Annotated in this window: 24 protein-coding genes; 4 read left to right on the top strand and 20 right to left on the bottom strand. The window is 26.7% G+C overall.

Annotated features, from left to right (window positions below; all coding sequences use genetic code 11):
* Positions 1 to 3 precede the first annotated feature (3 nt).
* The 15 genes from HNR35_RS02765 to HNR35_RS02695 all read right to left on the bottom strand — a co-directional run bounded on the left by HNR35_RS02765 (position 4) and on the right by HNR35_RS02695 (position 13678).
* Positions 4 to 696 carry a tetratricopeptide repeat protein gene (locus HNR35_RS02765; RefSeq protein ID WP_183223789.1) on the bottom strand — a complete coding sequence of 231 codons (693 nt, stop codon included), beginning with the start codon at positions 694 to 696 and terminating at the stop codon, positions 4 to 6.
* Positions 697 to 1896: a cell division protein FtsZ gene (gene ftsZ, locus HNR35_RS02760; RefSeq protein WP_183223787.1), complete on the bottom strand. Its 1200-nt coding sequence runs from the start codon at positions 1894 to 1896 to the stop codon at positions 697 to 699. It abuts the gene before it with no gap.
* 21 nt (positions 1897 to 1917) lie between these two features.
* Positions 1918 to 3159: a cell division protein FtsA gene (ftsA, locus tag HNR35_RS02755; RefSeq protein ID WP_006433399.1), complete on the bottom strand. Its 1242-nt coding sequence runs from the start codon at positions 3157 to 3159 to the stop codon at positions 1918 to 1920.
* Complete coding sequence (locus HNR35_RS02750; protein ID WP_183223785.1) at positions 3159 to 3902, bottom strand: cell division protein FtsQ/DivIB; 744 nt, start codon at positions 3900 to 3902, stop codon at positions 3159 to 3161. Before HNR35_RS02750 ends, ftsA begins: the two co-directional genes overlap by 1 nt.
* 35 nt (positions 3903 to 3937) lie before the next feature.
* Complete coding sequence (ftsW, locus tag HNR35_RS02745; protein ID WP_183224140.1) at positions 3938 to 4996, bottom strand: putative lipid II flippase FtsW; 1059 nt, start codon at positions 4994 to 4996, stop codon at positions 3938 to 3940.
* Positions 4997 to 5038: 42 nt separating this feature from the next.
* A complete protein-coding gene (mraY, locus tag HNR35_RS02740; protein ID WP_183223783.1) occupies positions 5039 to 6094 on the bottom strand; it encodes a phospho-N-acetylmuramoyl-pentapeptide-transferase in 1056 nt (351 codons plus the stop codon).
* Between the two features lie 19 nt (positions 6095 to 6113).
* Positions 6114 to 7505 (bottom strand): UDP-N-acetylmuramoyl-tripeptide--D-alanyl-D-alanine ligase, encoded by a 1392-nt coding sequence (locus tag HNR35_RS02735; protein WP_006433446.1) that lies wholly within the window; start codon positions 7503 to 7505, stop codon positions 6114 to 6116.
* Between the two features lie 21 nt (positions 7506 to 7526).
* The gene (locus HNR35_RS02730; RefSeq protein ID WP_006433481.1) at positions 7527 to 7808 is read right to left on the bottom strand and encodes a hypothetical protein; all 282 of its coding nucleotides are present in this window, start codon (positions 7806 to 7808) and stop codon (positions 7527 to 7529) included.
* Complete coding sequence (rsmH, locus tag HNR35_RS02725) at positions 7801 to 8691, bottom strand: 16S rRNA (cytosine(1402)-N(4))-methyltransferase RsmH (protein WP_183223781.1); 891 nt, start codon at positions 8689 to 8691, stop codon at positions 7801 to 7803. The genes HNR35_RS02730 and rsmH overlap by 8 nt, the downstream gene beginning before the upstream one ends.
* A complete protein-coding gene (locus HNR35_RS02720) occupies positions 8684 to 9520 on the bottom strand; it encodes a hypothetical protein (protein WP_183223779.1) in 837 nt (278 codons plus the stop codon). Before HNR35_RS02720 ends, rsmH begins: the two co-directional genes overlap by 8 nt.
* On the bottom strand, positions 9517 to 10593 hold the full coding sequence (locus HNR35_RS02715; protein WP_183223777.1) for a hypothetical protein: 1077 nt from the start codon (positions 10591 to 10593) through the stop codon (positions 9517 to 9519). Before HNR35_RS02715 ends, HNR35_RS02720 begins: the two co-directional genes overlap by 4 nt.
* 27 nt (positions 10594 to 10620) lie before the next feature.
* On the bottom strand, positions 10621 to 11379 hold the full coding sequence (locus HNR35_RS02710; RefSeq protein WP_183223775.1) for a hypothetical protein: 759 nt from the start codon (positions 11377 to 11379) through the stop codon (positions 10621 to 10623).
* 315 nt (positions 11380 to 11694) lie between these two features.
* Complete coding sequence (locus tag HNR35_RS02705) at positions 11695 to 12534, bottom strand: NAD(+)/NADH kinase (protein ID WP_006433618.1); 840 nt, start codon at positions 12532 to 12534, stop codon at positions 11695 to 11697.
* Positions 12524 to 13054 (bottom strand): chemotaxis protein CheW, encoded by a 531-nt coding sequence (locus HNR35_RS02700; protein WP_183223773.1) that lies wholly within the window; start codon positions 13052 to 13054, stop codon positions 12524 to 12526. Before HNR35_RS02700 ends, HNR35_RS02705 begins: the two co-directional genes overlap by 11 nt.
* Positions 13055 to 13099: 45 nt before the next feature.
* Complete coding sequence (locus HNR35_RS02695) at positions 13100 to 13678, bottom strand: SAM-dependent methyltransferase (RefSeq protein ID WP_183223771.1); 579 nt, start codon at positions 13676 to 13678, stop codon at positions 13100 to 13102.
* Positions 13679 to 13728: 50 nt separating this feature from the next.
* Between HNR35_RS02695 and HNR35_RS02690 the strand changes: the two genes are divergently transcribed.
* Both HNR35_RS02690 and HNR35_RS02685 read left to right on the top strand, forming a co-directional pair.
* Positions 13729 to 14772: a polyprenyl synthetase family protein gene (locus tag HNR35_RS02690; protein WP_183223769.1), complete on the top strand. Its 1044-nt coding sequence runs from the start codon at positions 13729 to 13731 to the stop codon at positions 14770 to 14772.
* On the top strand, positions 14772 to 15455 hold the full coding sequence (locus HNR35_RS02685) for a tetratricopeptide repeat protein (protein ID WP_183223767.1): 684 nt from the start codon (positions 14772 to 14774) through the stop codon (positions 15453 to 15455). Before HNR35_RS02690 ends, HNR35_RS02685 begins: the two co-directional genes overlap by 1 nt.
* Before the next feature lies 1 nt (position 15456).
* Here the strand turns inward: HNR35_RS02685 and HNR35_RS02680 are convergent, their stop codons facing one another.
* From HNR35_RS02680 to HNR35_RS02660, 5 genes are all read right to left on the bottom strand, one after another.
* Positions 15457 to 16263, bottom strand: coding sequence for an ABC transporter permease (locus HNR35_RS02680; protein WP_006433585.1), 807 nt, complete (start codon positions 16261 to 16263; stop codon positions 15457 to 15459).
* On the bottom strand, positions 16264 to 17196 hold the full coding sequence (locus tag HNR35_RS02675; RefSeq protein WP_183223765.1) for an ABC transporter permease: 933 nt from the start codon (positions 17194 to 17196) through the stop codon (positions 16264 to 16266).
* Positions 17193 to 18653, bottom strand: a complete 1461-nt coding sequence (locus tag HNR35_RS02670; RefSeq protein ID WP_183223763.1) for an ATP-binding cassette domain-containing protein — start codon at positions 18651 to 18653, stop codon at positions 17193 to 17195. The genes HNR35_RS02675 and HNR35_RS02670 overlap by 4 nt, the downstream gene beginning before the upstream one ends.
* Complete coding sequence (locus tag HNR35_RS02665) at positions 18653 to 19702, bottom strand: BMP family ABC transporter substrate-binding protein (RefSeq protein ID WP_006433419.1); 1050 nt, start codon at positions 19700 to 19702, stop codon at positions 18653 to 18655. Before HNR35_RS02665 ends, HNR35_RS02670 begins: the two co-directional genes overlap by 1 nt.
* A gap of 410 nt (positions 19703 to 20112) precedes the next feature.
* On the bottom strand, positions 20113 to 21171 hold the full coding sequence (locus HNR35_RS02660; RefSeq protein ID WP_183223761.1) for a hypothetical protein: 1059 nt from the start codon (positions 21169 to 21171) through the stop codon (positions 20113 to 20115).
* Positions 21172 to 21443: 272 nt separating this feature from the next.
* Between HNR35_RS02660 and HNR35_RS02655 the strand changes: the two genes are divergently transcribed.
* Both HNR35_RS02655 and bamD read left to right on the top strand, forming a co-directional pair.
* Positions 21444 to 22583: a LysM peptidoglycan-binding domain-containing protein gene (locus HNR35_RS02655; RefSeq protein ID WP_183223759.1), complete on the top strand. Its 1140-nt coding sequence runs from the start codon at positions 21444 to 21446 to the stop codon at positions 22581 to 22583.
* A 94-nt stretch (positions 22584 to 22677) separates the two neighbouring features.
* Positions 22678 to 23034 (top strand): outer membrane protein assembly factor BamD, encoded by a 357-nt coding sequence (gene bamD / locus HNR35_RS02650; protein WP_183223757.1) that lies wholly within the window; start codon positions 22678 to 22680, stop codon positions 23032 to 23034.
* Positions 23035 to 23041 lie beyond the last annotated feature (7 nt).

The raw sequence follows: 23041 nt of genomic DNA, 5'->3' as shown, positions 1-23041 counted from the left end.
TAATTATTTCAAATTACTCATGATCCTAGAAACACCTTCTTTTTGCTCATCAGTTGAAGCACTTTTACTAGCTTTATCATAAAACAATATAGCATTACCAAGATCACCTAGCGAATAATAATTTGCACCCCTTAACATGAAAAACTCAAAATAATCCTCACCCATATCATCAAGTTTATTTAAATAATTTTTAGCTTCAAGTTGTTTGTCAAGATCATATACATACATATTAGAAATAGCAAAAAGAGAGTCTTTAAAATCATCTCTGATTGAAATTGATTTTAAAAAAGAATTTTCAGCAAGAATTATGTATTTTTCAACTTCATCTTTTACTCTTAAATTTTTAGCTAAATTATAAGATACGACACCTAAGTAAAAATGAGATAAATAATTATTAGGGTTGATTTCTAAATTTTTAGTAAAATACTCAATCGCAGGTCCATACTGACCAAGCTTAAAAAATTCAAGACCAATCAAATTGAAAAATCTGGCTTTCTTATCAATAGAATTAACTATCTTTAAAATATTTTTATCTTCTTTTTGAATAAATTCCTTATAAACCTCAATCTTAGATTCAGATCCACCGCCTGAAATTTCCAATTCTCTTAATCTAAGCCCAAGATTCAATTTTTCTTTAGATTCGCTACCACAAGATAAAAATAAATTAATAAGTATTATTAACGATAAAATTTTCATTTAATCATCGCTACTTTTCTTATTTAAATTTCTAAGAAATGTTGGAACATCAATGTCATCATCAAAATAATTTACATTTTTAGACTTTGTTGCAAAAGAAGGATCTTGATGTTCATAGGATCCAGAAGGAACATTTTGATTGCCTGACATTAAAGTGTCAAACTCTTTAGAGCTTAAGGTATTATTTTCTGGCACATTTAATATTTCTTTTTGCTTTTTAGATGCAAAGCCTGTAGCAACAACTGTAACGTAAATTTCATCATCAAGATTTGAATTAATGGCATGCCCATATATTACAGTAGCCTCATCATCAACGCTAACAGTAATTATCCCCATAATCTCTTCAAGTTCAAGCAATGAAAAATCATCTCCACCAGTAACATTAACAAGAAGCCCTTTAGATCCCTCAATACGAACTTCTTCAAGTAGTGGATTGCTAATCGCAGAAGTTGCAGCATCAACAGCCCTGTTTTCACCCTTGCCATATCCGATTCCCATTAAAGCATCGCCTTGCCCTTGCATAATACTTTTAACATCAGCAAAATCGATATTAACCTCTCCGTGCTCAATAATAAGCCCCGCAATACCTTGAACACCCATTCTTAAAACATCATCTGCACGCTTAAAAGCATCTTTAATGGTAGTCCTTTTGTCAACAACGGTTAAAAGCTTTTGATTTGGGATAATAATCAATGTATCTACAGATTTTCTTAAGTTATTTATTCCTTGCTCAGCAAGTCTTAATTTCTTAGGGCCTTCAAACTTAAAAGGCTTTGTTACAACTCCAACTGTTAAAATGCCAAGTTCTTTTGCAACTTGTGCAATAACCGGAGCTGCTCCGGTTCCCGTCCCACCCCCCATACCAGCAGTAATAAATACCATATCAGCACCAGAAAGATGATTACGTATAACATCTATATCTTCTTCTGCTGCAGCTTGTCCAATCTCGGGCTTTCCTCCAGCACCAAGCCCTGCTGTAACTTTTGCTCCAAGAGCAATTTTTATAGGAGCAATAGAGGTTTGGAGAGCCTGAAGATCCGTATTAGCCACAATAAATTCAACATCTCTTACTCCATACTCAATCATACGATTAACAGCATTACTACCTCCCCCACCCGCACCAATTACCTTAAGAATTGTAGGATTTGTAGTAGAATCAAATCTTCTTGTATGGCTATCAATCATATTATAATCTTTCATTAACGCTTCCTCCATGATTGGTCAAAACCATTCTTTCAAAAACCAACCTTTCAACTTTGAAGATATTTTATTTTTTCTTTTAACTTTACTGCTTACCTTCTTTAATTTATTGAATTTTTGTTGCTCGTGCTTATAAAGAACAAGACCAAGAGCTGAAGAAAACTTAGGATCTATATGCTCTTCTCCAATCCCATTAATACTCATTGGCAAACCTATTCTTGCAGGGTAATTAAATACTTCTTCTATTAAATTTGAAATACCTGGGAATAAAGCTCCTCCACCTGTTAAAACTATCCCACCATTAATTTTATTATAAAGCCCTCTTTTAAATATTTCTGCTCTCATCATTTCAAAAATTTCCCTTAGTCTTGAATTAATTATTACAGACAACTCTTTTCTACTTTTCTCTTGAGGAGGTCGAGTTCCAAGATTTGGAATAATTACAGTTTCCATTTGACTCTCTAAAATAGACGGGTGAGCAATTCCAGCTGTTATTTTAATATTTTCAGCAACATCCTCAGGAACCTTCCAAACTTGAGCAATATCAAGAGTTACCCTATTAACACCAATAGGAATCACACCCGTATAATAAGGGGAACCGTCAATATAAAGAATAATATCTGTTGTGCCTTTACCCATATCAATAAATAAAACACCCATCTCGCGCTCTTCTTTAGAAAGAGTTGCATAAGATGAAGCTAAGCTTCCAAGAACAACCTCATCAACAGCAAAACCAGCTCGATTTACGCATCTGACTAAATTCTGACTAGAAGAACTAGATCCTGTAATAATATGCACCTCTCCTTCAAGACGAATACCCATCATGTCTATTGGGTTTTTTATATGCGGTATTCCATCCACAATAAATTCTTGAGGAATGACATGAAGGATTTCTCTATCCATTGGAATGACAATTGCCTTTGCTGCTTCAATTACTCTCTCAACATCTTCTTCGTTAATCTCTCTCGTTTTTGAATTTATTGCAACAACACCACGTGAATTAGTTCCCTCAACACTACTTCCAGACATAGAGACTGAAAGCGATGTAATGTCACACCCTGAAATAAGCTCTGCAGCCTCAATCGAATTAGATATTGAATCAAGAGCCGCTTCAATATTTATTAAAACTCCCTTTCTAACTCCTCTTGATATACTAGTGCCTATTCCAACTATTTCTAATTGATCATTTAAATTTACTTCAGCAACAACAGTACAAATTTTTGAAGTTCCAACATCCAAACCTACTATCAAATTCCTAGACACTAACTTTCTCCTAACAAAATGATATCACCACTTCTTAAATCTATAATGCCGGGCTTTTCTTTAAGTAAATCAACTGCAAGAAACACTTTATGCATCACATCCATTAAATCCATATCAACTGTTATCAATATTTTATTATATATACTTTTAATATACAAAATTACATTATAATCATAGAAATTCAATTTTAAAAAATTCACCTCTGATATTAAATTATACAAATATTTTTGATTTATTTTAAGATAATCAAGGCCTCTTACAACATTAAGCATCCTATCCTCTAAAAAATCGCCTACATTATTGTCATTTAACATTAATCCGCTAATTACGGGTAAATCGTAAATTAAATACTTACTTTTTTCCAAAATTACACCATCTGATGCAATCAAATAATAAGTAATATTGCCACCTACGTTTTCTAAAGCAACAGCAACGGGTATTCTTTTCTCTATTTTAATATTAATTTTATTAGGAAACTTAAGATCAACTTTGACATTTTTTACCCTTAAATCTCTTTTAAGATTCTCTTCATATATTCTAACATTAGCATTATGATAATATGTATTGGGCTTGATTCCTGAAATCTTGATTATATCCTCTTTAGAAAGAGAAATATCATTATTAATACTAATATACCTAATCAAAAAATAAGGAGATGCAAAAATAATAACTATTACTTCAAAAAAAATTAAAGTCATTGAAAAATATATATACTTAATTAAAAATTTTCTCTCAAAAATCATAAACTAACCCGATTCACACTGCTATAAAAATCCAATCAATTATTACTTAAGTTTTTTGCAACATTTGAAATAAGACCAGAAAGCGCCATGGTAACAATAATAGAAGATCCTCCGGATGAAAAAAAAGGCAAATTTATCCCAGTAGGAGGCAAAAGACCAATTGCAATTAAAATATTCATTATACTTTGAAGAAAAATTGCAAGACTTGAAATAAATGCTATAAAAAATTTAAACCTACTATTAGAATAAATAGCTATAAAATAACCAAAGTAAAAAAACAAAAAAAATAAGCTTATAGCAAACAAAACACCTAAAAATCCCAATTCTTCTCCAAGAACTGAAAAAATAAAATCGGAATTAGCCTCCGGGAGTTTCCCAAGTTTTACCTCCCCCATTCCCAGACCTTTACCAAAAATTCCTCCACTTTTTAAAGCATTAAGAGACGCTATTATTTGGTAGCCTTTACCGGAAGGATCATCGTAAGGATTGAGAAAGGCAAAAATTCTAGAAACCCTATAAGGTTCAAGCATTAAAAATATAGCAGAAACTGGTAAAAAAGTAATCACAATAGCAAAAACATAACTAAATGCCATATTAGAAACAAACAAAACAATAAAAAAAAGAATGGCAAAATAAATAGCTGTTGAATAATCGTTTTGCAAAATTATTAACACCCAAAAAATTGCAAAAATCAGCATCGGCTTTAACCAGTATGAAATACTATTATTTTTTCTTGGATCAAACTTACTCAAATAAGTTGAAAGATAAATAGTAAAAGATATTTTAAAAATCTCAGAAGGTTGGATGCTAATACCTTGAAAGAATATCCATCTCTTTGCTCCAGAAATACTTGGAGATAAAAAAGTTGCCATAATTAAAAAAAGAGTTATAGTTAATATAGGAAATATTGTTTTTTTTAAAAAATTCAAAGGAATTCTCTCAAAAACAATAAAAACTAAAAAGCTCAAAAAAAGATAATTGAGTCTTGTAAAAAATAAAAAATTTGGATTACCTGTTAATTCTAAACTTAAGAAAAAGGAAGAAGTATAAAAAACTATAAGGCCATAGGCTACTAATAGTAGCAAAACAAGCAAATAGCACTTCCTAAGCGAATTAATCTCTACAAACATAATAAATTATCTGATTTTTATCGTACTTAAAGCAATTATAGCAAATATTAGCCCCATTATCCAAAATCTAATAACAACTTGCATCTCAGACCACCCAAGTTCTTCAAAATGATGATGAAGTGGAGCCATTTTAAATACTCTTTTTTTAGTCTTTTTATAAACTATGACCTGAATAATTACAGACATGGTTTCAATAATAAAAACACCCGCTAAGATTGAAAAAAGTATTTCACTTTTTAAAATCAAAGCTGCCATTCCTAGAATGGCACCTAAAGCCAGACTACCTGTATCTCCCATCATAATTTTAGCAGGATAAGCGTTAAACCATAAAAATCCAAAACTACCTCCTAGTAAAGCTCCAAGAAATATTACAAGCTCTTCAGAACCTTTAATATTTGGAATATTTAAATAAGTTGCAAAATCAGCCCTACTTGTAATATAGGCAATTATTATTAAAGCTCCTGTTATAACTATGCTTAATCCAATTGCAAGTCCATCAAGCCCATCTGTTAAATTAACAGAATTAGAAGCCGAAATTAAAATAAACATGCCAAAAGGAATGTAAAATACTCCCAAATCTATTTGAAAAGACTTAATAAAAGGAAAATAAATTATACTAACATGTTCACCTCCAAAATAATACAAAATGCTAACAGAAATAAAAGAAAATATTATTTGCCCATAAATCTTAAATCGGGCTTTAAGCCCATCTGAGGTTTTCTTTTTGATTTTTAAAAAATCGTCTATAAACCCTAAAAAAGCAAATCCAAACATAACAAAAAACATAATTAAAAAATAAACATTTAAAATATTACTCCAAAACATTAAAGAGATAAAAACACAAAAAAAAATAAGAATGCCTCCCATAGTAGGAATTCCTGTTTTTTCACTCAAATGCCTTTTAGGCCCATCTTCTCTTAAAATCTGATCGGCCCTTAATTTTTTTAGTCTCAAAATAATCTGGGGACCTATAATTAAAGACAGTAAAAATGCAAAAATTGTAGCATAAGCCATTCTAAAGGTAATATATTTAAGCAAGCGCAACCCTAAAAGGTAAAACATAAGAACCTCATTATCATCTCTAAATATAATTTAAAACTCTCTCCAATCTGTTAAACCTTGAGCCTTTAATGACAATAAAAACTGAAGGTTCTAAACTTTTTAAAAAAAAATCAATAAATTTATCAAACTCACTAAAATAATATAAACACTTTTCAACTAAATTCTCAGAATACCTAACATCTAAAAATTCTTCGCCAATTAAAAAAATTTTATCAAAATTCATTGAAACAGCTTCTTGGATTAAATCTTTATGAGTTTTATATGCAAATTCCCCAAGCTCTTTAAAAGACCCAAGAACTATAAATTTTTTATTTTGGATATTAAGATCTAAAATCATATTTTTTAAGGCTATAAAAGAACCCATATTGCCATTATAAGAATCATTTAAAATTAAATATCCATTTTTTATTAAAATTTCAGCCCTACCCTTTTGAAAAGTGGTTTCAATAAGTCCTTCTCTTATTTCTTTTTCTCTCATTCCTAAAAATAGAGCCAAATTAATACATCCTATTGCATTAAAAATATTATGCCGACCCAGCAATAAAATAGAGTACTCAAACCCTTTGTAAACAAAATCATAAGAAAACTTACCTTCTAAAAAAGAAAATGATTTAATATTAAGATTTTCAAAATCAAAATAAACGATTTTAACATTTGGATTTGCGATTTTTGCTCTTTTTTCAAGATAAGCACAATAATCATTCTTTTCATTTACAACAAAGATTTCAATGTTTTTGCCAATTATTTTGCTCTTTTCAAAAGCAATAGCTTGCAACTCTTTGAAAGCTTGCATATGTGCATAATTTATATTCGTAATAATAACAATTTCTGGTTTTAAAATTTGGGATAAAAGCTCCATTTCTCCAACATAACTAACTCCAACTTCAAAAACAGCATATTCTTCATTGCCTTCTACCCTTAAAATGCTAAGAGGAAGACCAATGTCAGAATTTAAATTGCCCCAAGTTTTGTAAGTTTTATATTTCTTTGAAAGTATGCTATAAAGCATTTCTTTGGTTGTAGTTTTACCATTACTGCCTGTAATAGCAATTCTTTTAAAGCTTGTCCTTTCAATTAAAACCGATGCTAAAGTTTGAAGAAGTTTTATTACATCACTTGTAAGCAAAAAAACTAACCCTTCATTATCATTTAAATATTCAATACACTCAGATTCATGATCTCTTGAACATATAAAACATTTAACACCCAAATCAATTAAATATTTAACAAAAGAAAATCCATCTACTTTATTTCCCTTATATGCAAAATAAAGACTAACGTTAATATTGTCACCATTTATTTCGCGACTATCTAGCGAATAAAACGCTACTACTTTTTCAATATTTTTTATATTCCCTACAAACTTTACATCTTTAGAAGAGATTAAAATATCCTTAATCTTTATACGCACTCAAACCTCATTCTAAATCTTTTATTCAGTAAAAATATTTATATCTTCATTGGCTTTTTTTTCCAAATTTAATTCTCCAAAATAAAAACTCTCTATTCTATTAATATCCTCAAGTTCATATATTACTGTAAGTAATCTTAAATTATCATCAATAATATTTTCTTGCTCATTGTCTAAGTGATTAAATTCTCTAAGCTTTACAACATATCTGAAATTTAAGTAAATATTAAAACACACTATAACTGTTAATATTAAAATTAAAATACAATAAACTTCAAACTCAATCTTACTTATACTATTCATATTTTTTTAAAGCTCTAAGCTTCGCGCTCCTTGAAGGTTTGTTTTTTTTAATCTCATCAAAACTTGGAATAATGGGCTTTTTTGAAATCTTAGCATATAAATCGCAGCTTAAACTTTTAAAAAAATCTTTCACAATACGATCCTCTATGGAATGAAACGTAATAATAGCTAAAATTCCATCTTTAGCTAAATTTTCTACCCACAAAGGCAAACTCCTTTTAAGCCTAGCAAGCTCATCATTAACATAAATTCTTAACGCTTGAAAAGTTTTTGTAGCTGGATTTATTTTAAATTTTGAAAAAGGATAAACTTTACTTATTATGGATTGCAACTCTTTTGTAGTTTGTATTTTTTTAATTTTTCGATATTCTACAATAGCTTTAGAAATTCTTCTAGAATAATGTTCATTACTTAAATTGTAAATTAAACTTTCAAGATCATACCTACTAAAAGTATTTACAATCTCAGCAGCACTAATACTACAAGAAGAACAAAGTCTCATATCTAAAGGTTCATCTTCAAAAAAAGAAAATCCTTTTTTACTCCCCTTATAATGAAACATAGAAATACCAAGATCAACTAAAATAAAATTGGCTTTAACATTTAAAGGATAATTGGCAAAAAAATTATCAAACCAATCATTAAAATATGTAATTCTCCCTTCAAAAACACGAAGAAACCGCTTTGCTCTTTCTAAAATTTGAGAATCTCTTTCAATTCCAACTAAACTTAAAAAACCATATTTCTCAAGAATCGCTTTTGCATGAACACCTTCTCCAAGAGTAGAATCAATGTATATTAAATTACTTTTTAAAGGCAAATCTTCTATAAGCCTACAAATCGCATCAAGAAGTACTGGAAAATGAAAAACATTATTAGTCATTTAATTTAAACCTATAAATTATTTTTTTTTCATTTCCATAAACATCTCCATATTTTATTTTAAGCTCATTCTTACCCTTAATAAAATTAAGATCATTTATTTTAAGACATCCGCCATCTTTTTTAATATTCAAAATATCTAATCCATAATTTTTCTCTTGAGCTAAAACATATGTATTATTAATCAAAAAAATATTTTGAAAATCTGAACGAAAGATACTTTTATTATTTAAAATAGTCTCAAAATAATAAATTCCTTTAAGAGAATTTTCAAAAGATTCTACTTTTTGAGTATGAAAATATAACAAAAGGCTATACTGACCAAAATCAACATTTAAATTTATATTTTTTGGTAATTCCAATCTTTCATCATCACCTTTTCCTTTTAAAAATACCCCACCTAAAGTATAGACTGTATCAGCAACTACATTGTTCCTATTTTTGATAACAAACAAAGGATTGATAATCTTTTTAGCACTAGGGTCATTAACTACCAAATCAATAACGCTATTTTCATCCTTTAAAAAAATCTTTCCAAGTTTATAAAAAAACCCTCCTAAAACTTCTAAATTTAAATTAGAATCATTGTCAAAAATAATTAAAATACTACTATCCCTATCTGGCCTATTTTTTGAATACAAGATTTTATAATTATTTGAAAAAACAGATACGGTCTTTCCCAAAGGCCTTAACCTTATTCCAATATTTAATTTATTATTATCCAATACACCAAAATCTTTCACTAAAGCAAACTTTTCATCATTTCTAAATTCCAAAAATGGATATAAATCTAAAATACTAAAGAAAAATATAAAAAAAATTAAAATCACCGCCCCAATCCTAAATATTTTAAATTATTATTACTGTTAAAATATAAAAGTCCCTTTTCATATTCAACAAAAGAGCTTATTTCATCTTTAATAAAAACATTATCAAATAATCTAAAAGAATTAGCAGAATAAGTTCTTATATTAATAATTTTTTCACTCTCAAAATAAAAATATACTCTGTAAACATTTTGGAAATAATCATATGATGCTCTTAAAATAGAATTTTTATTTTCAACTTTAAATATTTTACCACTTTTAATATTTATCACCATAAGTGAATTTCTACCTTCAATAAACAAATTATGATAATCATCTATTTTTATAAAAGTCTCAAAATTACTAATAGTTAAATTGTTTAATTCTAAAATTTTTTTATAATCACTCTCTAAATCAATTATTTCTAAAAAATACTCAGAATTACCTTTTAGTGAAACTAAATATTTATTATCAAGGCTTAATTTAACAAAACATGTTGGAAATTTTCTATCTAAAAAATTTTCCACATAAACTATCTTACCTTGTTTGTATATATAAATCTCCCCATTAGAAAGTCCTAAAACTAAAATCTCATTATTATAGTCTACACTTAAAATTGAGGACAAAAAATTAAGCACCAGTATATTATTTCCACCGGAATCATAAATCTCTAAAGTTTTATACAAGTTGTTTAAAGTAAAAATCAAGTTATTTATTACAAAAACAAAATCTTTAAACTTAAGTGTAAATAAAAATTTATTGTTTTTAACAGAAAAAACAGAATAATCCTCACTAGAATTAAAAAGCACATAATAGTAGTCTGAATAACTTATTAAGTTATCACTTAAAATAGAATAACAAGATTCCCTAAAATTAAGACTTAAAACCTTATTTGATACAAAAACATTCTTACTTAAATTTATATTTTTATAATCAGATTTATTCTCAAAATTTTTAAAATCATAAAAATTAGATACATTCATAGTAGATCTTATAAAGAAATCAATCAAAATTATAAATAATAAAAACAAACTCAAGATCAAAAAAATTTTTAATTTTCTAAATTTAGTTGTACCCTCTTCTGGATTAAAACTCAATAACTACTTCCCCCCACTTTAATCTATCTATTTTGCTTTAATTAAATCTGCACTAAGCTTTGAAGACCAAACTCCATGAAACCTTGAAAATTTTTCAGCAGCTTCTTTTTGAGAAGTTATGGTAGCTAAAACTCTTCCAGCTTCAAGATAACCGAGAGAATGTAGTCCAAATTCATGAGATCCACTAAGCTCATATTTGCTCCTTAAAATAAAGGCTCCTTCTTCTAAAAGCTCCAACACTTTAATAAGATGTTCAAATTGAAATTTATAATAAGGACTCTCAAGTTTTAAATTTTTAGACAAATCTCTAAAATCAATAATATTTTTAGAAAAAACAATAAATTTAAGATACATATCCTCAAGAAAAACAAGCGTTTTAGAATCTTTTTTGCTAAAATTTTTAGCCAAATCAATTAAATATCCCAATTTTTTAACAACCAAAAACCTCTCTTCGGGGTTTAAATCAAGAGCTTGAGGCATTTCGATTAACTCTCTTGGGGTGATGCTAAGAACAGGACTAATAATTAAACTAAAATCAGAAATCAAGCCAGATAAAATTTTTTTTATAGAATAATTTATTTTCAATCTGGGTCTAGTATAAAAATAATTTAAAGACGAAATATAGCTTAAAACATTTAAATTGAAATCAATAAGATCAAATGAAAGTTTAGCATTTGATGTAAATTCGCTAATCTCTTTTATAGCTGCTATATCATTTAAAGTCCTTAAAACAAGGTTATTAATATACACTATTTTTTTATAATTTTCATTATCAATTAAATCCATAAACACCTGCCTAAAACTCATACAAAGGTGATTTATTAGCCATCCAATATATTGATTTTAGAAACAAACATATTAAATATTTTAACAAGTTATAAATTTATAAAAAACACCCTTGGAACATTAACTCTATAAATAAACAAAACATTAACATCCTTATAATAAATTATGTAAATTTTGATCGCTTTTTAAAAGCACTAAGTCTTAAAACATATAAAATTCTCTAGTCTCATTAAAGATTAGATTAATTAAAAACATTTAAATAAAAATCAATAGCAATATTTATTAAAAAGAAAACTATTTAAAAAAATATTAAGCTTATAATAATTTGTTTTTCAATCTTTTAACAAAAGTATCTGTACAAAATGAAACAAAATTCAAACATTGAGAAGAAATTTCAAATTCAAAAACAACATCAACTCCAAAAGAACCAAAATGAATACCATCTAAAAAAATTGATGCTGCTGCTATAAAATATTCCTTTGAAAAAGAAAGAGAAAGTTTGGTTAATTTAGAAAACACAAAAGAACGATTATAAACAGAATGGGGAGAAATGGGTGTGAGTAAAAATCCCTCAAGATCTGCTTCTAAAATAGGACCCCCTGCTGAGAAAGAATACCCCGTTGAACCTGTTGGAGTAGAGACAATTACCCCATCACTTTTATATGATAAAAAACTTTCAGAATTAACCCTAAGATCTACAAAAATCATTTTATTAAGAACGCTTGAGCGAATAATAATATCGTTTAAAGCATATTTAGAAATTAAATCTTTACCATGCTGACAAACTGTTACATGAAGCAAAAATTTTTTATTAATAACTAAAGAATTGTTAAAAAATCTATCTATGACTTTTTTAAAATCTTCAATCTTAATATCTGCTAAAAACCCTACCTTGCCCATATTAATTGAAATAATTGGAATATTAATATTTTTATTTTCAAGAAGTAAATTAACAGCTAAAAGAACTGTTCCATCTCCTCCTAAAGTTATCAAAAAAAGAAAATTTTCTTTTGGAAAAGATAATAAAGGTTTACTAACATCTATTAATACCACTTCAACAAAATACCTAGTTTCTAAATAAACTCTAATATCATTTCCTAAAATACTAGCTCCTGACTTTAAGGTATTAATGCAAAGAAGAACCTTATTCTTCATGTTGATCTTTATAGGGAATGTCGTCAAATTCACATTTGTCAAAAATCTTTGCAATATCAATTAATACTAAATATTCACTCTCAAGATTATCAGCCTCTTCAAGCTTCACAACTCCAGATATATATTTTCTATCTAAAGTTTGCAAAGTAGCAGGAGGCTCTTGAATCCTAGAATCATTAAAGCTAATAACTTTAAGAACCCTATCAACAAAAATACCTAAAAGTTTATTTTTAATCTTAACTATTAAATATCCTGTTAAAAGCATATCTTCTTCTGTTATTGAAATAGAGGGAACTCCAAATTTAATATTTAAATTGATTAGAGGAATAATATTGCCTCTAAGATTATAAATACCTATAATATATTCAGGAACATTTGGTATAGCATAAACCCCTTCTGCTGGAACTTTAATAATTTCTCTAATATGCTCTATTGACACCCCATAACTTTCTTTGCCTATTTTAAAACCTGCAACTTGTAGCTGAGATTTCCTATCTTCAAATATCTCTTTTCTAAACATATTTTATACCTTTAAATTGCTACTTATAGCAATTTGATTAACTTACTACTTTCCAAAACTTTTACCCAAAAAATAAATTTCAAAAGAATTTTTCCTTACAGCTTTGGGCCTAATTTTTTTTACAAATTTAAAATATTTTTCAAATTTTTTAAAAATTTGCACTTCATCTCCCCCCTGGAAAACTTTAACAAGTAAATTTCCTTTTTTAAGTAAAACCTCAAGGGATAAATCTATTATTTTCATGCTTAAATTAAAAGAATTACTAGTATCTATAAGTCTATTTCCACTAGTTCTAGGAGCCGCATCACTAATTACAAGACTATAAGGTCCAAGGGTATTAATTTTAAAAACTGTATCATATGAAAATACATCCCCCTTTATAAAATAAAAATTATCAACATATCTAAGAGTAATATCATTAATGTCAACAGCCACAAGAACGCCTCTTTTAAGCTTTTTATAAGCATATTGAGAAAAACTACCCGGTGATGCACCAATATCTAAAACATTACCATAAGAAAATAAAGAAAATTTTTCATTAATTTCTATCAACTTGTACACAGACCTTGCCAAATACCCTTCTCTTTTAGCTTTTTGAGAATACTCATCATTTAAGCGATACACATTAATCTCTTTAATACACTTTATTATACTTTTTCATTATAATTCTTATTATGCAAAATAAACTATTTTTAAAAAATATTGAAAAAAATATTAACAACATCTTTTCAACAACTAATTTTATAAATTTATTCAAAGATAAAGATTTAAAATTTACTTTTAAAATAAAAAAGAAAACCCTTGATTACATTAAAGCACCGGCAATTGAAATCATTAGCAGAGGTGGAAAACGAATAAGACCAATGATAATGATCCTTTTAGCATACGCATTGGGTTTAAAAGAAAAAAACACTAAATTAATATATAAATTAAGCTTACTACTTGAACTTCCTCATTCTGGAAGTTTAATTATTGATGATATTGAAGACAATTCGCTAAAAAGACGCGGGGCATCAGCAATACATTTAATTTACGGGATAGACAATAGTATAAATACTGGTAATTTAATTTATTTTTTACCTGCAAAATTAATAGAAAGATCAAATTTAAAAGAAAATCAAAAATTAATGATTTATGAAAATTTTTTTACAACTCTTTCAAATCTCCACTTAGGACAAGGCATTGATATTAAATTTCACAACGAATCATATATTCCAAGCATTAAAGAATACATTTCTTTAGTAGAATTAAAAACAGCTTCACTTTTCGGAATGGCTAGCTTTATAGCTGCAATACTTACAAATAATGAAGATAAAGCTAAAAAAATTTACAGTACATTCTTAAAACTTGGTGTTTATTTCCAAATAATAGACGATATTAAAAACATTAAAAATAAAATTAATGGTAAAGAATTCGGAGACGATTTACTTGAAGGGAAAAAAAGTTTGCCAATAATTTATTTTTTACAAGAAAAAAAAGATGAACCAAAAATTATTTCAAAATTTAATCAAATAAAAAATGCCAAAAAACCTACAGCAAAAAAAGAAATATTTAAACTAACAGAAATGATAAATTCATCAAAATCAATAAAAAACTCAACTATTATTGCTCTAAAATATTTAACCGAGTTTAAAACCGAACTCAATTTATACCCATTAACAAATAGATATAAAAATCTGCTAATAGATATTGTCGAACAAATAAAAGAAGGAATATAATGAAAAAAACAATAATAACAGCGCTTTTTTATGGATTGATCACAAATATTTACCCCACAACAACATCAACATTAAAACCAGACGAACAAGCGAGTAAGTATACAATAGAACAACTTTACCAAAAATCAATGTTGCTAAAAAATTCAAAAAAATATAACAAAGCCATAGCAAATCTAAAAAAAATAATTAGCATGGATCAAAATCAGGTTGATGCTCATCTTTTACTCTCAGAATTAGAATATTTAAATAAAAACTGGAAGAAAGCAATTATCAAATCTCAGGATTACTTAAAAATAATAGACTTTAAAGATAAAAAAAACTTTTTAGATATCTCTTGGGCATATTTTTTAATAGGAGAAGTTGAAAATTCAATGGACTACATAATTAAATTTTTCCAAAGCGGTAAAGAATTGTTCAAAGAAAATATATTTATAGCAATTGATGCTCTTTTTAAAAAAAGTATTTATCATTTTATAAACAATGAAGATGCGGCATTTAATATAATGTTAACCTCAACATTCCAATTAGCATTCAATGACGACACTTTATTTATAATTTTTTTAAATAATTTAGAAATAATAAAACAAATACCTTTTTATTATTTTAATAGAAAAAAAATAAAAGAATTGTATCTGCAAATCAACACCCTAAAAACAATTCAAAACACAAGATGCGGAACTTAACCTAAGACTTATCTTTTTTCTTAATCAATGAAACTAATATATTTATTATTATTGCTACATAAAATGAAAAAGAAAGAGAAAAATAAGAATTTATATACTCTTGGGTGTGAAAAAATTGATATTCAAAAAAAACTATCAAAAAAGAAATTGGAAAAATTAATAAAGGATTCGAAAATGCAATATAAAGAATGCAAATAGCAAGCCAACCATTATTTAATCCCAAATTATAAGAATAAGCATTAAGATTTACCGCAATAAATGAACCGGCAAGACTTGCTGTGAAAATTGATACAAAAATTGCAAAAGATTTAAAACGATTGCTTATTTTTTCGCCCAAAATGTCTTCATAATTCCCCGAAGAGATAAATTCAAAAACTGCTCTAATTCTTGAATAATTTATCACATAAACAGTAATAAATAAAAAAATGAAAAAAATGACAATAAAAACAATAATCTCAAAATTTCCAGACAAATTTAAAGTAAAACTAGGAATGAAATTAAAATTACTCTTCATTAAATAATCAACAAAAAAATAACAAAAAATATTAATGCCTATTCCTGCTATAAAAATATCATAATTTTTCTTTACTATAAAAGATAAAAAAAATCCAAACAAAAAGCTGATAAAAAGAGTAAAAATGGTCGACATAAAAATTCCATATCCAAAATAAATAAAAAAAGATGTTAAAAATATTGAAAGATATGAAATGCCCTCAATAGATATATTTAAAAGCCCTATTTTTTCTGTATAAAGGACTCCAAGTGCTAAATACGAAAATACAATAGCTTGTTCAAAAATACCAAACATCTACTTTTTCCTAGCTTTAATCAAAAATAAAGAGAGAAAAATAGCAATTGATTGACAAAGACCAATAAACTCATACTTAAAGTCATAATTTATATTAAGAAAATTATTAAATTCTATTAATATTGAAAACAATAAACTAAAAAATAATACATAAATATAATTAAATCCCGAAATTACAGCGACAATTAAACTACTCCAACCAAGTCCGGAGGTTAACCCCAAAACCAAATACGGTTTAAAAAACACAACAAACATAGAACCTGCAAGACCATTTAAAAAAGCGCTGCCAAATACGGCACAAAACTTATATTTAAATTCATTTATATTTAAAAAAATATCTATCTTTTTCTTATTATTTAATATTTCAAGCTGAAGCCCATAAATAGTTTTTTTATGAATAAAAACATAAAAAAGCCAAATTGACATACCAAACAAAAACAAGTAAATAAGTGATGAATCTAAAACAAATAAGCTATTAATTCTTTTTGTCTGATTGGAAAAACTACCTGTTTTTAACATATTTAAAATAAATCCATCTACCAATCTTTGATTTCCATAAGATATTAAAAGACCTGTTAAAGCTCTATTTAATCCAAAGAAAAAAGTAATAAAAAAGGGAATAAGACCTAAAAGTCCTACAAAAAAAGAACTCAAAAATATTAAATATATAAAATTAAAGTAGGTTAATCCAAAAAAACTTGAAAATACATAAACTAAAAATGCTCCAAAATAAACCTGCCCTTCATTTCCAAGATTTAATGAATTGCTCTTGGCGCAGGTGGCAATACCAGTAGCCATGATTGAAAATAAAATAAATCGCCAAGATACCATCTTGATATAAGAAAATTGAAAAAAATCACCAAAAAAATAGCTGATACTTAATATCAAAAAAGAAAAAATTAATGCCATAAAGCTATTTCTAAACAGGGTCATAAAAATAGCAATTCCTTTAATTTTTCTTTACTAATCTTTTCTCTAGATACGTTTAACAAAACTTCTCCCATTTTCATTGCCAAAATATTATCAGAGAGTAAAAGCAATTCATCTAAATTAGAAGTAATCAAAAGAACTGGCTTTTCTTTTGAATAATTACGAATAGCAACAGACATTTCATTATAAGCTTTATGATCTAAATTACTTAAAGGAGAAAAACAAATTAAAAAACTTTTTGCAATATACATCTCTCTGTAAAGAGCAAATTTCTTTAAAGTTCCTCCAGAAAATGCTAAAGATTTAGAATAAAGAATTCTATATATTTTCTCTTCGCTACAAAATTCCATCTTTTTTTTAAAAAAATCTTTAATCTTATTGATATAAGATTGCCTAATAAAAATTTTATTTTCAAAATTCATAAATTTAGCTAAAAAATTATCCAATATACTACTATTATCGGGGAATAAATTACCAATACCTAAAGGTAAAAACCCCGCTTTGCACTCAAAAATATTTATTCGCTCATATCTGATACCATCAATTTTTATACATCCAACAAAAATAAGCTCTCCTAAGAATAATTTTTCCCAAGTTCTAATTGCGGCTTCTTCACCAATTATTCCTAAAACACCTCTTTTATTTAAAGAAAAACTAACATCATATTTCCAAAAATCTTCAAAAAATAAATTAAATTTAATAGAATCTTTTTCAAATTTATTAAAATTAATATTTGCAAACAATACTTTATCATTAGAAGATTCAAGTTTGCTCAAAATCAACTCTTTGTTTATTGTTCTAAAGCACTTTCCATCTTTTAAAACAATAAACTCATCACTAAATTTTACAGCATCTGTAATCTCGCTATGAGTAATAAAAAGAGATGCAATTCCTGATTTCTTAAGTAATACAAGCAATTTTATAAAAGCTTGAGCTTCTTTTTGAGAAAAATAAGCAGCACTCTCATCGAAAATAATTACTTTTGCATTCTCTTTAAGAGAAGCAATAATAAGTAGAAAATAAATCTCTTTAATATTTAAATCTTTAATTTTCTTATCTAGATCAAAAGAAATTTTATAAAATTGCATAAGCCATCTATAATATTTATAAGTCTTAGATTTATTCATTGGCATGAAAAATGCATAACCAAACCAATAAATGCTCAAATATTCCCAAACTCTTAAATTCATTTTCAAATTAGGAACTTGAGAAACAAGATAGATACCGTTATTTTTAGCTTTATCTACATTCCAATTTTTCTGCTTAACGCCATTTACCAATACTTCACCACTATCAAATTCAACAAGCCCGGCAATAATCTTAGCTAAAGTGCTCTTTCCTTCTCCATTTTTACCAACTACTGTAAAAATTTTAACTTCTCCAATTTTTAAATTAATACTGTCCAAAATGGGTTTATCAATATCTGGGAAATGCTTAACTATATTTTTAAACTCTACCATTAATTTTGTTCCAAATTAATTTTTATACCATTTGCACTAACCTCTTCTATTTTTTTTAAAAGATCTTCTTTTAACTTTTGACTGGTCTGCTCTAAATAAAAAACATTAGAAATATTAAATAAAACTCCTTTGTGTTTTATACCAAAAATATCAGAATTGCCATAGTTAATCTCTAAGCTAAGCGCCTTATCTAAAACATATGAAACATAATATTTTTGATTTGTAATTCCTGAACCAATAATATTTTCTTTATTATCTAAATAATCTTCACTATCAAAAAGAATAGCAAAAATATTATTCTCTCTAACAGAGGAAAGCACCCCTTCAACAGCAGGCCCTACAATGGGAAGTATTACAAAAACACCCGAATTTTGAATCAAAGAGTTTGCCAGTAATTTAGCCAAATTACTATCGTGCCAATTGCCTAAAACTCGATAATAAACTTCAGAATTCACACCCACATCAAGAATGCCTTTTTTAAAATAGTAATATATATAATCTCTCATAACAGGATATTCTTGACCCGCAATTAGAGCAACATTCCCTAAGCCAGAATTAAATTCCTTTAAAAAAAGGCCTACATAATACCCTAAAATATAAGCCTCCTCCGCAACATTATAAGAAACTGAATAAACTTGCTTATTGACGTTTTTGACCAAAGAATCAAAAATTAGAAACTTAGTATAAGGATAATTATTTGAAACACTATCAACCATATCTTGCATAGCATTATTTGTGGTTATTAAAAAATCATATTTTTTTGAAGTTAATAATTTTTCAAGCATTTCTATCCAATCGCTTTGATTAAATCCAGCTTCTAAAACTTTAATTTCGAGATTGTTATGCTTTTTTTTAAATTCAAATAAAGAATCATACATTTCTTTATAAGATGGAGATCCTGAAATAACTCCTGGAATAAATAAAGCAATATTTGTTTTATTAGAAATATCAATTTTTTGCTTCCTTAAAAAAATCAAATAAACAAATAAATATAAATGGAATATAGTGAATAAAATCCAAAACCCTTTAAAAAACATGTTCTTACTCATAAAGACAAACATCCTTTTATTAATTATTATTAAATTCATCTTAATACTATAAAAGTCAAATAAAAAAAGTACTAATAATAAGATACAAAAACAAAACTGCCAAAACCAATTAAAAAATTATCCAAACATCTAAAGAATATATTTTTCCCCTTATTATAAGATTTTAGCAAAAAATTTTAGAACTCAAATTTAATAAAATATTAAGCAAATTCTGAATGTAAATTTTAAATTCCGTTGAATAATATAATAAAATTTGAAAATTTTTTATTTTTTTAAAAATGCTCAATATTAACAGCTTAAAATAGCTAATAAAAATAAATAGATTGATTTCTTCTTCTATTTGAATCTTTAAAGAATATATCATTTTATCTAACAAATAAATTTAACATAAAAAGCTAAACATATAAAAATCAAAACTCTCTAGGGCGCAATAAATGCAGCTCATTAACATTTAAATTACTAGTAATATCATCATTTGAACGTCTTAAATACATCTTTAAAGAATGAATTGTTTTAAAGAATTTATCTTTTAAAACGTTTTTATTAGCCTTATAATCTTTTAAAAATTTTAAAATAGGACTGCTAACACTTATTGACTTATCGAAAAAAGTAGGAAAATATTTAAAAATATCATCTACAAAATAAAACCTATTGGACAAATCAACAAAATTATTAAAAAGTACGCCAATTCTACCTTTTAAATAATTAACATTATTTATCATATCAACCCTATTACCAAGCTTATAATTTTTATCTTCCAAACTCCATTTTGAATATATAGAATTAAATTTAAAATCTTTCATTAAATAATTATACATAAAGTTAAACCTAAAACTGTCTTCAATATATTTTAAAATAAAAAAATATAAAAACCCTTTATTTAAAGACATAAAATTATCTTTAGCCATTCTTATAAAATTTTGATTAACACCCTTTAAAGTGCCTTCATTAACTTTATGTAAAAAAGAATTTCCATTAAAAAGCAAAAGACTGGTATTGGAAAAAATTAAATATTCCGTTTTATTAATATGCCTAACACTACCCTTGTAAACATTAATAAAACAATTATTAAAATAATCACTATTGGCATAAAACTTTGCCGCATTTTCAACATTAAACAGATTATTATTTATAATAATAGAAAATGAAGATCCTTTAACAATATTATGAATTACAGCATCAACACTTCCTCTAAATAAATATATTTTTGCATCTTGCAAATCTTTAAGAGAAGAATAAAACATAAAACTATTTGTATTAGAATAAAAAATTAAATCTGCAGAAACACCATTTATTTCATATAAATTTATTCTAAGCTTTGAATTTTCTCCAACCTCTATAAAATCATACTCAAAAATTTCATCATCTAAATCCAACTTAACAGGAAATGTATTTCTAACAACACTAACTTTACCTTCTATTTCTTTTACAACTGCTACTTGAGAAAATAAAGTCTTATTTGAAAACAATATTAAAAGAACAAAATGATATACTTTGAAAATATAGCTCTCCTGATCTTTGAAAAACTTATAAGCTTAATTATACCTTATTTTAAATAAAATATTACACTTTGAACAATGATGAAAAAGAACTATAATTTAATTTAAGAATTAAAAATATTAAGTTTTTTTATCATGTTATAATTGCTATAATATATAATAATAAAATAAAGAAGAACGTTAATATTTAAAGGTTCTTATTTTAAAGACAATAGAAGCCAAGTTATTAGAAGGGTGTATTTATGAATATAAAGAATAAATTAATATTGATGCTTCGCATTGCAGCAGCAATCGCATTTATCGCATGCAAAACGCCTCCGGAAGCAAGAGAGAGTAAAAATGCTAAAATTGCACAATCAGATAATCAAATCTTTCAATTAAGAGATATAAAAGACGTTAAAAATGAACTAATAAGAGAAAGAGGACATCTTTTCTATTCTAAAGAGTTTAATGAGGCTGAAAGATTAGAAGAAGCAATGAAGCAAAATTTTTTAAAAAAAAAGACAACAGAAGGCAATGAAATTGCATTAAAAGTACTTGAAAGGTACAAAACAATAATAAAAGAAACAAGAGAAAAAAAAGAAAAAACAAATTACCTTAAAGAAAATATTGAAAAATATCTAAACGATGCAGAAGCAAATGAAGCTTACATATGGATTCCGTTGGAAATCGACGAAGTAAATAACTTATATTTTGAAGCAACAAGAAAATATAAAAACTACGATCTTGACAATGCCCTTGACATGTATAGCAAAGCATTCAACAGAGCACAACAAGCAGCAAAAAATGCCAAAGAAGCTAAAGCCTTAAAAGAAACTGATGAGAGAATGTATAAACAATTAAAAGCGCTTGAAGCAGCTTCCAATTTACCAGTTTATAGTAATAATAAGCTTATCAAGCCATCACCGTGGAATGGCAGAGCATTTATTAAAGAAAAAAGCGGACACTTAAACCTTTTAAACATTAATGCGGGAACTACTTATTTCCTTGGAGAAACAAAGACCCCAACTCCAATAGTACTAGCATACGAAGAAAAGGTAGAAATAGCAAAAAACTCTAAACCTCAAGAACAATTCAAAACACTAGAACTTATTGAACAATCTAGAAAATTATGGGAAAAAGGGGTTGAGGCTAAACATGTCAAAAACTTTAGACTTGCCAATGAATTATTTTTAGAATCTGCAAGATACTTAGAAGCTTACCAGAGTAATGCAAGTAGCGAGCTTTATGTAATAAAAATAGGTAATACTTTATGGGGCATTTCTAAGAAATTATACAACGATCCTTATTTATGGCCAAAAATTTGGTTTGCTAACAGACAAAAAATCCAAAATCCAGATCTAATTCATTCTAACTGGAAAATAATAATTCCTGCTAAATAAAGCACAAGCAATCATATAGCAAGGCCTTTGGCCTTGCTTTCTTGTTTTACATCTAATAAAATAAATAATAAAAACATTCTAAAAGAGATAGAAAATGAAGAAACTAATATCATTAAACTTAATATTTATTTCATGCTACACAATTAACTTAGAAAAATTAACAAAAGAAACTCCTTACGGGGTTTATCTCAGAGAAGCCCAAAAGGCTGTCAATGTTAATGATTACAACTCTGCATTAAAAGCATACGAAAAAATGATTCAAAATTTCGCTCATAATCCGAATATAGTTGCTACTGGCAAATATGAAATTGCATTTATATATTACACAATAAACAAAACAGAAAAAGCAAAAAAAATATTTAAAGAGCTAATAGAAAATAAAATGGAAATGCCTAAATGGATTAAGCCTTTGGCTAAAAAAATATTAAATAAAATAGAACATAATAATTAAAAAAAAT

It is taken from the genome of Borreliella spielmanii (assembly GCF_014201705.1).
Lineage (GTDB): Bacteria > Spirochaetota > Spirochaetia > Borreliales > Borreliaceae > Borreliella > Borreliella spielmanii.
Note: the sequence above shows the minus strand (reverse complement) of the source record. Positions and strands in the feature narration are given on the sequence as shown.